Origin of the sequence: Variovorax boronicumulans, assembly GCF_019352895.1 — a bacterium.
Classification (GTDB): domain Bacteria; phylum Pseudomonadota; class Gammaproteobacteria; order Burkholderiales; family Burkholderiaceae_C; genus Variovorax; species Variovorax boronicumulans_A.
This window is the reverse complement of the sequence record NZ_JAAAFX010000009.1, coordinates 1,091,897-1,105,967: the sequence shown is the minus strand read 5'-3', so window position 1 is coordinate 1,105,967 and position 14,071 is coordinate 1,091,897. Positions and strand designations below refer to the sequence as shown.

The 14,071-nt window shown below is 69.0% G+C and carries 11 protein-coding genes; 9 read left to right on the top strand and 2 right to left on the bottom strand.

What is annotated here, in order from left to right; translation table 11 throughout:
- Positions 1-54 precede the first annotated feature (54 nt).
- From K0H49_RS24275 to cydX, 8 genes are all read left to right on the top strand, one after another.
- Positions 55-987, top strand: a complete 933-nt coding sequence (locus tag K0H49_RS24275; protein ID WP_219218097.1) for an electron transfer flavoprotein subunit alpha/FixB family protein — start codon at positions 55-57, stop codon at positions 985-987.
- A gap of 190 nt (positions 988-1,177) precedes the next feature.
- Positions 1,178-2,968 (top strand): acyl-CoA dehydrogenase, encoded by a 1,791-nt coding sequence (locus tag K0H49_RS24270; protein WP_219218095.1) that lies wholly within the window; start codon positions 1,178-1,180, stop codon positions 2,966-2,968.
- 165 nt (positions 2,969-3,133) lie between these two features.
- Entirely contained in the window at positions 3,134-4,096 is a 963-nt protein-coding gene (locus K0H49_RS24265; RefSeq protein ID WP_219218093.1) for an NAD(P)H-dependent flavin oxidoreductase, read from the top strand.
- A gap of 232 nt (positions 4,097-4,328) precedes the next feature.
- A complete protein-coding gene (gene cydD, locus K0H49_RS24260; RefSeq protein ID WP_257625106.1) occupies positions 4,329-6,026 on the top strand; it encodes a thiol reductant ABC exporter subunit CydD in 1,698 nt (565 codons plus the stop codon).
- Complete coding sequence (locus tag K0H49_RS24255; RefSeq protein WP_219218092.1) at positions 6,023-7,771, top strand: amino acid ABC transporter ATP-binding/permease protein; 1,749 nt, start codon at positions 6,023-6,025, stop codon at positions 7,769-7,771. Before cydD ends, K0H49_RS24255 begins: the two co-directional genes overlap by 4 nt.
- 48 nt (positions 7,772-7,819) lie before the next feature.
- A complete protein-coding gene (locus K0H49_RS24250; RefSeq protein ID WP_219218089.1) occupies positions 7,820-9,433 on the top strand; it encodes a cytochrome ubiquinol oxidase subunit I in 1,614 nt (537 codons plus the stop codon).
- 14 nt (positions 9,434-9,447) lie between these two features.
- On the top strand, positions 9,448-10,602 hold the full coding sequence (gene cydB / locus K0H49_RS24245; RefSeq protein ID WP_219218081.1) for a cytochrome d ubiquinol oxidase subunit II: 1,155 nt from the start codon (positions 9,448-9,450) through the stop codon (positions 10,600-10,602).
- 22 nt (positions 10,603-10,624) lie between these two features.
- Positions 10,625-10,774 carry a cytochrome bd-I oxidase subunit CydX gene (gene cydX / locus K0H49_RS24240; RefSeq protein ID WP_219218079.1) on the top strand — a complete coding sequence of 50 codons (150 nt, stop codon included), beginning with the start codon at positions 10,625-10,627 and terminating at the stop codon, positions 10,772-10,774.
- Positions 10,775-10,796: 22 nt separating this feature from the next.
- Here cydX and K0H49_RS24235 read toward each other — a convergent pair whose 3' ends face one another.
- Positions 10,797-11,678, bottom strand: coding sequence for a LysR family transcriptional regulator (locus tag K0H49_RS24235; protein WP_219218076.1), 882 nt, complete (start codon positions 11,676-11,678; stop codon positions 10,797-10,799).
- An 82-nt stretch (positions 11,679-11,760) separates the two neighbouring features.
- Here K0H49_RS24235 and argC point away from each other — a divergent pair, with 82 nt between their 5' ends.
- Positions 11,761-12,690: an N-acetyl-gamma-glutamyl-phosphate reductase gene (gene argC / locus K0H49_RS24230; RefSeq protein ID WP_219218074.1), complete on the top strand. Its 930-nt coding sequence runs from the start codon at positions 11,761-11,763 to the stop codon at positions 12,688-12,690.
- Between the two features lie 237 nt (positions 12,691-12,927).
- Here the strand turns inward: argC and K0H49_RS24225 are convergent, their stop codons facing one another.
- Positions 12,928-14,046, bottom strand: coding sequence for a hypothetical protein (locus K0H49_RS24225; RefSeq protein WP_219218072.1), 1,119 nt, complete (start codon positions 14,044-14,046; stop codon positions 12,928-12,930).
- Positions 14,047-14,071 lie beyond the last annotated feature (25 nt).

Genomic DNA, 14,071 nt, shown 5'->3' with positions numbered 1-14,071 from the left:
CGACGTCGCGACCCTGGTGGACAAACTGAAGAACGAAGCGAAGGTGATCTGAACATGAGCGCACTAGTCATTGCCGAACACGACCACGCCACGGTCAAGCCCGCCACCCTGAACACCGTGACGGCCGCACTGGCCTGCGGCGGTGAAGTCCATGTGCTGGTCGCCGGCGCCAATGCCGCCGAAGCCGGCAAGGCCGCCGCGCAGATCGCCGGCGTCACCAAGGTCATCGTGGCCGACAGCCCGAGCCTGGCCGAGAACTTGGCTGAAAACGTGGCCGCGCAGGTGCTGGCGATCGCCGGCAACTACAGCCACATCCTGTTCCCCTCGACCGCCAACGGCAAGAACGTCGCACCGCGCGTGGCCGCCAAGCTGGACGTGGCACAGATCAGCGACATCACGGCCGTGGTGAGCGCCGACACCTTCGAGCGCCCGATCTACGCCGGCAACGCGATCGCCACGGTGCAGAGCACGGATGCGACCAAGGTCATCACGGTGCGCACCACCGGCTTCGATGCGGCAGCCGCAACGGGTGGTTCGGCTTCGGTCGAAACCGCCGAAGGCGTGGCCGATAGCGGCAAGAGCGCCTTCGTGGGCCGCGAGGTCACGAAGAGCGAGCGCCCCGAACTGACGGCCGCGAAGATCATCGTCTCGGGCGGCCGTGCGCTGGGCAGCGCCGAGAAGTTCCAGGAGGTGATGGCACCGCTGGCGGACAAGCTCAACGCGGGCCTGGGCGCATCGCGTGCGGCTGTCGACGCGGGCTACGCCCCGAACGACTGGCAAGTGGGCCAGACCGGCAAGATCGTGGCACCGCAGCTGTACATCGCAGCGGGCATCTCGGGCGCGATCCAGCATCTGGCGGGCATGAAGGACTCCAAGGTGATCGTGGCGATCAACAAGGACGAAGAGGCGCCGATCTTCTCGGTGGCCGACTACGGCCTGGTGGCGGACCTGTTCGTCGCCGTGCCGGAGCTCGTCAAGGCGCTTTAAAACACGGGCAGCCGGACACCGAGGGACGCCGAGACATCGCGAAAAAACTCGAAAGAGCCAGACTTCAAATCCTTGGAGTCCCCTTTGGATTCCTTTTGCGTCTTCTGCGAATCCTTCGCGTCCTCTGCGTCCGGCAGCCCGCATTCATGAAGGCACCGTTCGCGGTGCCTTTTTCGTATCTGGAGAGACCATGAGCTACACCGCCCCCCTCAAGGACATGCTGTTCGACATCGAGCACCTGGCCAACATCGGCGAGATCGCCAAGCTGCCCGGCTTCGAGGAAGCCGGCCTCGACACCGCACAGGCCGTGCTCGAGGAATGCGCACGCTTCAACCAGGACGTGGTGGCACCGCTCAACGTCGAAGGCGACCGCAACCCCTCGTCCTTCAAGGACGGCGAAGTCACCACCAGCAAGGGCTTCAAGGACGCCTTCGCGCAGTACGTGTCGGGCGGCTGGCAGGGCCTGCAGCACCCCGCGGACTTCGGCGGCCAGGGCCTGCCCAAGACCATCGGCGCGGCCTGCGGCGAGATGCTCAACTCGGCCAACATGAGCTTCGCGCTGTGTCCGCTGCTCAGCGATGGTGCGATCGAGGCGCTGCTCACGGCGGGCTCCGACGAACTCAAGGCGGTGTACCTCGAGAAGCTCGTGAGCGGCCAGTGGACCGGCACGATGAACCTCACCGAGCCGCAGGCCGGCAGCGACCTCGCGCTGGTGCGCAGCCGTGCCGAACCGCAGCCCGATGGCACCTACAAGGTCTTCGGCACCAAGATCTTCATCACCTACGGTGAGCACGACATGGCGGAGAACATCGTGCACCTGGTGCTGGCCCGCGTGAGCGGCGCGCCCGAGGGCGTGAAGGGCATCAGCCTGTTCGTGGTGCCCAAGTTCATGGTCGGGAAAGACGGCTCGCTGGGTGCGCGCAACGACGTGCACTGCGTGAGCATCGAGCACAAGATGGGCATCAAGGCCTCGCCCACGGCCGTGCTGCAGTACGGCGACCATGGCGGCGCGGTCGGCTACCTGGTCGGCCAGGAGAACCGCGGCCTCGAGTACATGTTCATCATGATGAACTCGGCCCGCTATGCGGTGGGCATGCAGGGCATCGCGATCGCCGAGCGCGCCTACCAGCATGCCGTGGCCTACGCCAAGGACCGCGTGCAGAGCCGCCCGGTCGATGGTTCGATCAACGGCAGCGCGGCGATCATCCACCACCCCGACGTCAAGCGCATGCTGATGACGATGCGTGCCTACACCGAAGGCTGCCGCGCGATGGCCTCGGTGGCCGCCGCAGCCTACGACGCGTCGCACCACCATCCCGATGCGGACGCACGCAAGCAGAACCAGGCCTTCTACGAATTCATGGTGCCGCTGGTCAAGGGCTACAGCACCGAGATGAGCCTGGAAGTGACCTCGCTGGGCGTGCAGGTGCATGGCGGCATGGGCTTCATCGAGGAGACCGGCGCGGCGCAGTACTACCGCGACGCGAAGATCCTGACCATCTACGAAGGCACGACCGCGATCCAGGCCAACGACCTCGTGGGCCGCAAGACCGCGCGCGACGGCGGCCAGACCGCCAAGGCCATCGCCGCGCAGATCGAGATCACCGAAGCCGAGCTCGCCAAGCGCGACAGCGCCGATGCACGCGCGGTGCACAAGCGCCTGAAGGCCGCGCGCGAAGCCTTCCTCGACGTGGTGGCCTTCGTCGCGGGCCAGACCAAGGCCTCGCCCAACGCGGTGTTCGCGGGCAGCGTGCCCTACCTGATGCTCGCGGGCAACCTGGTGGCCGGCTGGCAGCTGGCGCGCTCGCTGCTGATCGCCGAGGAACAGGCCCGGGCCGGCCACGAAGTGGCCTTCATGCAGGCCAAGGTCGCGACCGCGCGCTTCTATGCCGAGCACATCCTCAACAAGGCGCCCGGCCTGCGCGACAGCATCGTCGAGGGCGCCGAGAGCGTCACGGCGCTGGCGCTCGACGCGTTCTGACGCACGGATTCCCGGACGCAGAAGTCGCAAAGGTTACGCAGAAGTCGCGAAAGAAAAACCAAAATTTGCTTTGAGTTTCTTTGGCGACCCCCGCGTCGTTCTTGTCGTCCTTCTGGGTCCGGAAGTCCGATCCCGCATTCCACAACTTTCCAGAGACAAAGCAACATGTCCAAGCTTCCTCCCGTGCTCGCGAACCTGCCCTTGCCCATCATCGGCTCGCCGCTCTTCATCATCAGCAATCCCAAGCTGGTGATCGCCCAGTGCAAGGCCGGCGTGGTGGGCGCGATGCCCGCGCTCAACGCGCGGCCGGCCGCGCAGCTGGAGGAGTGGCTGATCGAGATCACCGAGGAACTCGCGGCCTACAACAAGGCCAACCCGGACAAGCCGGCCGCGCCTTTTGCCATCAACCAGATCGTGCACAAGAGCAACGACCGGCTCGAGCACGACATGGAGATGGTCGTGAAGTACAAGGTGCCGATCGTCATCACCTCGCTGGGCGCGCGCGTCGACGTCAACGAAGCGGTGCACAGCTACGGCGGCGTGACGCTGCACGACATCATCGACAACAAGTACGCCAAGAAGGCGATCGAGAAGGGCGCCGACGGCCTGATCGCGGTGGCGGCCGGTGCCGGCGGCCACGCGGGCGTGAAGAGCCCGTTCGCGCTGATCCAGGAAATCCGCCAGTGGTTCGACGGCCCGATCGCGCTGTCGGGCTCGATCGCCAGCGGCGACGCGGTGCTGGCGGCACAGGCCATGGGCGCCGACTTCGCCTACATCGGCACCGCCTTCATCGCGACCGAGGAAGCCCGCGCCAGCGATGCCTACAAGCAGGCCATCGTCGACGGCAGCTCCGACGACATCGTCTACTCGAACCTGTTCACCGGCGTGCACGGCAACTACCTCGCACCCAGCATCGTCGCGGCCGGCATGGACCCGACGAACCTGCCCCAGGGCGACCTCAAGACCATGAACTTCGCCTCGGGCGACGGCAGCAAGGCCAAGGCCTGGAAGGACATCTGGGGCTCGGGCCAGGGCATCGGCGCGATCACCGAAGTCACCAGCACCGCGGCCTTCGTCGAGAAGCTCAAGCGCGAGTACTTCGCGGCCCGCGCACGGCTGGCGCTCTAAGCGCCTGGTCCTGGCTGGATGCCGCCCAGGGCCTGGGCGGCGAACGACGGCGCGTCCAGCGCCGCTCGAATGAATCCCCTGCGCACACCCTTCGCCACCTCGCGAGAGTCGGTGGCGGCGCAGCCGTGCGCGCCTGCCTTTGGCCATTTCACATATCGCGGTCATCATGCGCCGTGCAAACGCAGCGCACATCCTTTAAACTTCAGGAAGTTTCAGTAAATACTGAAATTACATGAATCCCACAAAGATGTCTTCGTCGCCTTCCCACACCACGCCATCGCCCGAGGCCACTGGCCGGTCGACCGATGCCTTGCGCGCCCTGGCCGCCCCCGGCATCGGCAGCCTGGTGCAGGGCGCCGCGGCCCTGTTCTGGTTGCCGCAGGCCGCCTTGCTGGCCTGGGCGGTGCAGGGGCTGGGCGCAGGGGAGGGCATGGCGGCGGTGTGGCTGCCGGCCGTAGGCGTGCTGGTGCTCGGCATGGCGCGCGCGGCCTGCGAAGCCTGGGGCGCTCGGCGCGTGTTCGGCGATGTGCGCGTACAGCTCTCGGTGCTGCGCGCGCAGGTGGCGCGGGCGCTGGCCGCCCGCTCGCCGCTCGATGCGCGCCGCCCGGCCTCGGGCCTGGCGGCCAGCGCGATCGCCGAGCAGGCCGAGGCGGTGCTGCCGTATCTCGCGCGCTACCAGCCCGCCCGCTGGCGCGCCGTGCTGGTGCCGCTGTGCATCCTGCCGCTGGTGGCCTGGTTTTCCTGGGTGGCGGCGCTGATCCTGCTGGTCACGGCACCGCTGATCCCGCTGTTCATGGCCATCGTGGGCTGGCGCGCGCAGGCCGCGAGCCAGCAGCAGATGGTGGCGATGGGCGGCATGAACGCCTTCCTGCTCGACCGGCTGCGCGGCCTGGCCACGCTGCGCGCGCTGGGTGCGGTCGACGCCACCGCGCGCCGGCTGGGCGAGGCCGCGCAGTCGCTGCGCCGCCGCACCATGGCCGTGCTGCGCATCGCCTTCCTGTCGTCCGCGGTGCTGGAGCTGTTCGCGGCGCTGGGCGTGGCGATGGTCGCGGTCTACGTCGGCTTCCATCTGCTGGGCACGCTGGAATTCGGCAGCTGGGGCACGCGCCTCACGCTGGGCGAAGGCCTGTTCGTGCTGTTGCTGGCGCCCGCCTTCTACGAACCGCTGCGCGAGCTGTCGGCCGTGTGGCACGACCGCGCGGCCGGCGAGGCGGCGCTCGATGCGCTCGACGGGCTGGCCGAAGGCGGCGTGCCACTGCCTGGCGCGCAGGCCCAGGCGGCCGTGGGCGAGCGCGTCGGCGCGCCCACGGTCCGCATCCGCGACCTGCGCTTCGGCCATGCCGGTGAAGCGCCGGTGCTGCAAGGCTTCGACCTGCGCATCGCGCCCGGTGAACACGTCGCGCTGATGGGCGCCAGCGGTGTCGGCAAGACCGCGCTGCTGAGCCTGATCGCGGGCCTGGTGCCGGCCGATTCGGGCGAGATTGCCATCGGCGGCGTCGCGTTGAACGACGCGAGCGCCGCCGGCCTGCGCCGCCGCATCGGCTGGATGGGCCAGCGCCCGCATGTGTTCGCGGGATCGGTGCAGGCCAACGTGGCGCTGGGGCGCGACGGCGTGCACGGCCCGCAGGTCGAACAGGCGATGCGCTTCGCCGCCCTGGGCGGCGTGGCGCAGGCCCATCCCGCCACCGCGCTGGGCGAGGGCGGCAGCGGGCTGTCGGGCGGCGAGGCCGTGCGGCTGGCGCTGGCGCGCATCGCTGCGCAACCCGAGGCCGACCTGCTGCTGGTCGACGAACCCACCGCGCACCTCGACACCGAGACGGCCGAGCGCGTGGCCGATGCGCTGATCGAACTCGCGCGCGGCAAGACATTGATCGCCGTGACGCACGACCCTTTGCTCGCCGCGCGCATGAACCGCGTCATTCAGCTATGACCACGAGCATTCCCCTGAAGACGCGTCGCCGCCTCCCTGGTTTCCGGGGACGGGTCGTGCGGCCGCGCCGTGCCGCCAGCGAGCTGCGGACCGTCCTGCGCCCCTTGCTCGCCACCGCGCCGCGCCGGCTCGCGCTGGGCGCCGCGCTGGCCGCCATCACCGTGCTGATGGGCATGGCGCTGCTGGGCCTGTCGGGCTGGTTCATCACCGCCACCGCGCTGGCCGGCCTGAGTGCCAGCACCGCGCTGGTGTTCGACGTGTTCGCGCCCTCGGCCGGCATCCGTCTGCTGGCGCTGGGCCGCACCGGCGCGCGCTACGGCGAGCGCCTGGTGACGCACGACGCCACCTTCGCCGCGCTGGCCGACCTGCGCGAGCAGCTGTTCCGCGGCTGGGCCCGGCCCGAGGCGGCACGCCGGCTGCAGGCACGGCCGGCCCGGCTGCTGTTCCGGCTGACCGCCGACATCGATGCGCTCGAATCGCTCTACCTGCGGCTGATCGTGCCGGCCATCGCGGCCCTCGGCGCGGCGCTGCTGGCGGGCACGGTGCTGGGCTTCATGCACCTCGGCCTGGGCATCGCGCTGGCGACCTGGCTGATCGCCTTCGGCTGGGGCATGGCCTGGGTCGTGGCGCAGCGCGCCAAGCCGCATGCGATGCGGCGCGCGCAGGCCATGGAAGCGCTGCGTGCCCGCGCGGTCGACCTCGTGGCCGGCCAGACCGAGCTCGCGATGGCGGGCCGGCTCGATGCGCAATGCGAGGCATTGGCCGCGGCCGACCGCCGGATGGCGCGCGCCGACCTGGCGCTCAACCGCCTCGAGCTGCGCGCCGGCATGGGCTATGGCCTGGCGGGGACGCTGACGCTGGTCGGGGTGCTGCTGGCCGTCGGCGCGCTGGCGGGCGAGGGCGCGATCGGCGCCCCGGCTGCGGCGCTGGCCCTGCTGCTGGCCCTGACCGCCACCGAGCCCTTCGCCGCACTGCGCCGTGGCGCGCTCGAGGCCGGCCGCACCTGGCTGGCGGTGCGCCGCCTTGCGCCGCGCATGCACGACACCGCGCTGCCGGCGCCGGCCGCCGCGTCCGACGACATCCGCCTGCACGACATCGTCGCCGGCTACGAAGGCAGCGCGGTGCAGGCGCTGCACGGCATCTCCTTCACGATCGCGCCCGGCGAGCGCGTGGCGTTGATCGGCCCCAGCGGCGCCGGCAAGTCGACGCTGCTGTCGGTGCTGGCCGGCGAACTCGCGCCCACGCAGGGCGAACTGCGCGTGCCGCCGCACTGCCTGCTCACGCAGCGCACCGAGCTGTTCCAGGACGACCTGCGCGACAACCTGCGGCTGGCCGACCCTTCGGCCGACGATGCGCGGCTCTGGTCGGTGCTCGAGGCCGCGGGCCTGGCCGCCGAAGTGCGCGCCACTGCGGCCGGGCTCGACACCGCGCTGGGCGAGGGCGGGCTGGGCCTGTCGGGCGGCCAATTGCGCCGGCTCGCGCTCGCACGGCTGCTGCTGCGCGACGCCCCCTTCTGGCTGCTGGACGAAGCCACCGAAGCGCTCGACACGGCCACGGCCCACGACGTGCTGCAGCGCCTGGCGGGCGCGGCACAGGGCCACACGCTGCTGATCGCCACCCACCTGCGCCGAGAGGCCGCACTGGCCGACCGGCTGCTGTGCCTCAACGACGGCCGCCTCACGGCCGACCTCGCACGCGGCACCCCGGCCTTCGAGGCCGCGCTGCGCACCCTGCGCCCCGACTGACGCCACACACGACGCCACGACCGAAGAAGAAACGAAAGGAACCTCCCCATGGACCTCGACATCGTCGCACTCTCCCGATTGCAGTTCGCCCTCACGGCGCTGTACCACTTCCTTTTCGTGCCGCTGACCATCGGCCTCGCGGTGATCGTCGCCATCATGGAGACGGTCTACGTGATGACCGGGCGCACGGTCTGGCGCGACATGACCAAGTTCTGGGGCGTGCTGTTCGGCATCAACTTCGCGATGGGCGTGGCCACGGGCATCGTGATGGAGTTCCAGTTCGGCATGAACTGGAGCTACTACAGCCACTACGTGGGCGACGTCTTCGGCGCCCCGCTGGCCATCGAGGGCCTGATGGCCTTCTTCCTCGAGGCCACCTTCGTCGGCCTGTTCTTCTTCGGCTGGGACAAGCTCAGCAAGGTCGGCCACCTGATGACCACCTGGGCCGTGGCCATCGGCTCGAACTTCTCGGCGCTGTGGATCCTGATCGCCAACGGCTGGATGCAGAACCCGGTGGGCTCGGCCTTCAATCCGCAGACCATGCGCATGGAAGTGACCGACTTCTTCGCCGTGCTGACCAACCCGGTGGCGCAGGCCAAGTTCGTGCACACGGTGTCGGCCGGCTACACGGTGGCGGCGATCTTCGTGCTGGGCGTGTCGGCCTGGTATGTGCTCAAGGGCCGTCACCTGGAGCTCGCCAAGCGCTCGATGACCGTGGCCGCGTCCTTCGGCCTCGCGGCCTCGCTGTCGGTGGTGGTGCTGGGCGACGAGAGCGGCTACCTCTCGACCGAGCACCAGAAGATGAAGCTGGCCTCGATCGAGGCCATGTGGAAGACCGAGCCGGCACCGGCCGCCTTCACCGCCTTCGGTTTCCCCGACCAGGCCGCGCGCGAGACGCACTACGCGATCCACATCCCGGCCGTGATGGGCCTGATCGGCACGCGCTCGCTCGACACCGTGATCCCCGGCATCGAGGAACTGGTCGAGCGTGCCGAGGTGCACATCCACGACGGCATCAAGGCCTACGACGCGCTGCAGACCATCCGCGCGGCCGGCAGCGACGCCGCAGTGCCGGCCGCCGCGCGCGAGGCCTTCGAAGCCAACGGCCAGTCGATGGGCTACGCGCTGCTGCTCAAGCGCTATGTCGACGACCCGCGCCAGGCCACGCCCGAGCAGATCAAGAAGGCCGCCTGGGACACGGTGCCGGCGGTGGCGCCGCTCTACTGGTCCTTCCGCATCATGGTCGGGCTGGGCATGTTCTTCATCCTGCTGACCGGCACCTTCTTCGTGCTGTCGACACGGCGCCGGCTCGATGCGCATCCCTGGCTGCTCAAGGTCGCGGTGTTCGCGATCCCGCTGCCGTGGATCGCCGCCGAGTGCGGCTGGATCGTGGCCGAGGTCGGCCGCCAGCCCTGGGTGATCGAGGGCGTGCTGCCCACGGCCGTGGCCGTGTCGAACCTCGGCGTGACCACGCTGCTGATCACCATCGCAGGCTTCGTGGCGATCTACACCACGCTGTTCGTGATCGAGATGAAGCTGATGCTCAAGGCCATCCGCAAGGGGCCCGAAGAGCATCCCGTGCCGCCGCCCGCGGTCTACCGCGCCGGTGCCGCACCCGAGCTGCGCGCGTCGCCGCGCCCCCTGACCGGCGCCGCCGAATAACCGAGGAGCACACCATGGTCCTGAACGAACTGATCTCCTACGAAACCCTGCGCATGATCTGGTGGTTGCTGATCGGCGTGCTGCTGGTGGCCTATGCGGTCACCGACGGCTTCGACCTGGGCGTCGGCATGCTGCTGCCCTTCGCGGGGCGCAACGACAACGAGCGACGCGTGATCATCAACAGCGTCGGCCCGGTCTGGGAAGGCAACCAGGTCTGGCTGATCCTGGGCGGCGGCGCGGTCTTCGCGGCCTGGCCGCAGCTCTACGCGGTGTCCTTCTCGGGCTTCTACCTCGCGATGTTCGTGATCCTGGTCGCGCTCATCCTGCGGCCCGTGGCCTTCAAGTTCCGCAGCAAGCGCGAGGAGCCGGCCTGGCGCGCGCGCTGGGACGCGGTGCTGTTTGCCAGCGGCCTGGTGCCGGCGCTGATCTACGGTGTGGCCGTGGGCAACGTGCTGCAGGGCGTGCCCTTCCGCTTCTCGAGCGACATGCACATCTTCTACGACGGCACCTTCTTCGGCCTGCTCAACCCCTTCGCGCTGCTGTGCGGGCTGGTGTCGGTGGCGATGATGCTGATGCACGGCGCGGCCTGGCTGCAGCTCAAGACCGAGGGCGCCGTGGCCGCGCGCGCACGCAACTACGGCAGCTGGGCGGCCATCGCCACGCTGGTGCTCTACGCGCTGGCCGGCTTCGCGCTCTGGACCTGGATCGACGGCTACCGCGTGACCAGCGCGCTGCCGACCACCGGCCCGTCGAACCCGATGCTCAAGACCGCCGAACTGCACGCGGGCGCCTGGTTCCTCAACTACGCGGCCAAGCCCTGGCTGTGGGCGGCGCCGGTGCTCGGTCTCGTGGGCTCAGTGCTGGCGCTGATCGGCCTGCGCCTGCGGCGCGAAGTGTTCACGCTGCTGGCCAGCGGCCTGTCGATCACGGGCATCGTGCTGAGCGTGGGGGCCTCGATGTTCCCCTTCATCCTGCCCTCGTCGATCGATCCGCGCGCCAGCCTGATGGTGTGGGACTCGTCCTCGAGCCACCTGACGCTGTTCAACATGCTGGTCGCGACCGCGATCTTCCTGCCGATCATCGTGGCCTACACCACCTGGGTCTACCACGTGCTGTGGGGCAAGGTGGATGCCGAAGCCATTCGAGATGAGCGCGGACACGCTTATTGAAACGCCAAGAAAGGACTGACAGATGTGGTACTTCGCCTGGATCCTGGGGCTGCCGCTGGCAGCCACCTTCGCGGTGCTCAATGCGATGTGGTACGAGCTGATGGACGACGAAGCGATTCGCCGCGACAAGTTCGACACGCCCGAACCTTCGCGCCATCAGGAGCGGCTGTAGCCGGCCATTGCCGGGCCGCCCGTCAGCGCTTCGTGGGCTGCAGCGCCTCGAGGACGAAACGCGTCGGCCCGCTGGCGCCCCGGTCGCTGACCGCCAGGCCCAGCTGCCGCCACAGCGCGGGGCTCAACGGCCGGATGGCGATGCGAGGATCGCGCGTGCCCTCGTGCGATTCCTGCGGCAGCAACGCCGCGCCGTAACCCGCGGCGACCAGCGTCCTGATCGCGTCGTTGTAGTTGAGCTCGATGCGCGGCCGGCAATGGACGCCTGCCGCGGAGAACCATTCCGCGGTCAGCCGGCAGAGGCTGGTGGAGGCGTCGTTCATGATCAGCGGCTGCGCGGCCAGCCACTGCGGCGTCAGTCGCCGCGGGGCCTTCCAGGTCGCCGGCAGGAACGCCACGACGGCCTCGCGCCGCAGCGGCGTGACATGCACGCCGCGCACCGGCGCCTGCGGCAGCGCCACCACCGCCAGGTCCAGGCTGCCGGCGGCGAGCCGGGCCATGCTGTCGTTGGAGGTCAGCACCTGCACGTTCACGTCGATGCCGGGATGGTCCCGTGCCAGGCGCTCGAGCGCGGGCGGCAGCAGGTGCGCAATGGCGCCCGTCGATGCCCCGACCCGCACGCGGCCCGTCTGGCCGGCGAGCTGACGTCGAACGTCGTCGACGGCGTCGTCGGCATCCGCCAGCAGCCTGCGGGCCCGCGCGATGAAGCGCTCGCCCAGCGCGGTCGGCTGCGCGGGCCCGCGCCCGCGCACGAGCAACTGGCCGCCCAGGCGTGACTCCAGTTCCGCGATCTGGACCGTGACGGTCGGCGCCGCCAGGTGAAGGGCGCGCGCAGCATTGGCCAGCGACCCGAGGTCGGCGATGGCAACCAGGGTGCGCAGATGGTCGAGGCTCAGTTCCCGCATGGCGCTAATTTAACTTTTCTTAATCCTGGCTTGCATATATTTAGCTGGAGCCATCGAGGGGGTGTCCCTAGGATCACGCTCCATGGACCTCAACATCTTCATCGACGGCGACCAGGGCACCACCGGCCTGGATCTGCAGAACCGGCTCCAGGGCACGGAATTTGGCATCCGCACCCTGCCGGCCCACTTGCGCAAGGACGCGGCGGCCCGCCGGGCCGCACTCAACGAAAGCGACATCGCCATCCTCTGCCTGCCCGATGCCGCGGCGCGCGATGCGGTGGCGATGATCGAGAACCCTGCCGTGCGTGTCATCGACGCCAGCTCGGCCCACCGCACCAGCCCGGGCTGGGTCTACGGCCTGCCGGAGCTCGACGCGGGGCAGGGCGAACGCATCGCCTCGGCGGCGCGGGTCACGAATCCGGGCTGCTATCCCACGGCCGCGATCGCGCTGCTGCGGCCGTTGACCGATGCCGGCCTGCTGCCGGCCGACTATCCGCTGGTCATCCACGCCGTCTCGGGCTATTCGGGTCAGGGCAGGGCGGGGGCGCAAGCGCACGAGGCCGGGGCAGGCGCGCATGCCTTGAAAATCTACGGCCTGGCGCTCGAGCACAAGCACGTGGCGGAAATCGAGGTCTATGCCGGCCTGGCGCAGCGGCCGCTCTTCGTGCCCGCCTATGCCAGCTACCGGCAGGGCATCGTGCTGACCATCGGATTGCATGCGCGGATGCTGCCTGCCGATGCGTCGGGCCGGCGCATCCACGAATGCCTGGTGGCACGGTACCGCGAGGCGGCGCACGTGTACGTGCGGCCGATGTCTTGCGATGCGCCGGTCACCGAACTGGACCCGCAGGTCCACAACGGCAGCAACGACATGAGCCTGGCCGTTGCATGCAATGAGCGCACGGGCCAGATCGTCCTGAGCGCGGTGCTCGACAACCTGGGCAAGGGGGCGGCGGGCGCGGCCGTGCAGAACCTGCGAGAGATGACGAGGGTGTTGCAGCCCGCGTCGTGAACGCGAGGGGCTGAGATGAGAGCGTCCGTGCAGACGTTGAACAGGGTGTCGCAGATCAGGCGATCGCTGTCGGCGGCATCCGGTGCTTCGCATTCGAGAGAGTGGCCCTGAACCCCCCACCCGTCAGAGCGCGGCAACGCACAAGCGTGCGTGCCGCTTCGATCGCATGGCAAGAACCCGTGCGCGCACTCAAGGCGTCTGTCGACGCCCGAGCCGTGCACGGGCTGCAGGCCGTGATCAGTTCAGGTTGTTGCTCTCAATGCTGTCGGGTGACAGGCACAGGGGGCCCGTGCAGGCCGAGGCCCGGAAGAACAGCGGCGCGTCGGGCGAGCCGAAGTAGCGCAGGCCGTTGGCTGCCTGCGCGTTGGCCTGGATCGCATTGGCTTCCTGCAGACCGAACACCGGATCTGGGTTGTCGAGGAATTCGTAGGCGAAGCTGCTCGATTGCGTCGTGTCCTTCACGTAGAAGAAAAAGCTCTTGCTGTCTTCCATGAACTGGTTCTTCAGCAGCCGGAAGCCCTGCGTTCCCTGGCTGCGGATCTGCGCCTTGAGGTCGGCGTCCGTGCCACCGACCACGCTCAGCGGGCTGACTACCGCCTTCACCTCATAGCGTGCCGCGCTGCTTTGATCCTTCAGGAAGAACTGGTAGAGGGTCTGGCTGTACAGACCCGGTGTGGCCCAAGGGCGGTAGCCGTTCGCGCCCTGCACATTGGCGCGGTTCACGTAGTCGGCGGAGGTGGTGGCATAGGGCTCGGCCGTCAGGTCGTAGGTGGTCGACGTGCCGAGGTCTTTGCGATAGAGCACGGCGAGCTCGGGATTGAGGTCGCTGTTGAGGTCGATGGCCGCCAGGACCTTGAGCAGCACCATGCCACGCGCACCCTGTTCCTTGGCCTGCGCCAGCAGCGCCTCCACGGCGTTGGTCTTCAGGATGTCGTAGGTCAGCCGCTTGTACTCGTAGCTGTAGGTGGTGTCGCTGTCCTTGACCATCATGAAGCTGTCGCGCAACGACAGGGTACCGCCTCCGGCTTCGCCAGCGAGGTAGCGATAGCCGGCCGCGCCTTCGCGGTTGAGCAACGCGATGTAGTCGTCGAATCGCTTCTCAGCCGAATCGGTGTCGGGGTTGCGCTCCTGCTGGAAAGTCAGGTACTTGTAGTCGGCGCTGATCGGCGTGGGGTCCGGGTTGGGTTGCGGGTTCGGCACGGGATCGGTGCCTGGGCCCGGGCCCGGGCCTGCGCCACCGCCGGAACCGGGGCCTGGTGCCACGCTGATCGGTGCGCCATCGCCGCCACCCCCACCGCCTCCGCACGCGGCCAATGCAGCAGCCGCCAGCACGGCCAGAAACAACTTCGTCTTCATGATCTTCTACCTCCGGTTTGTCATG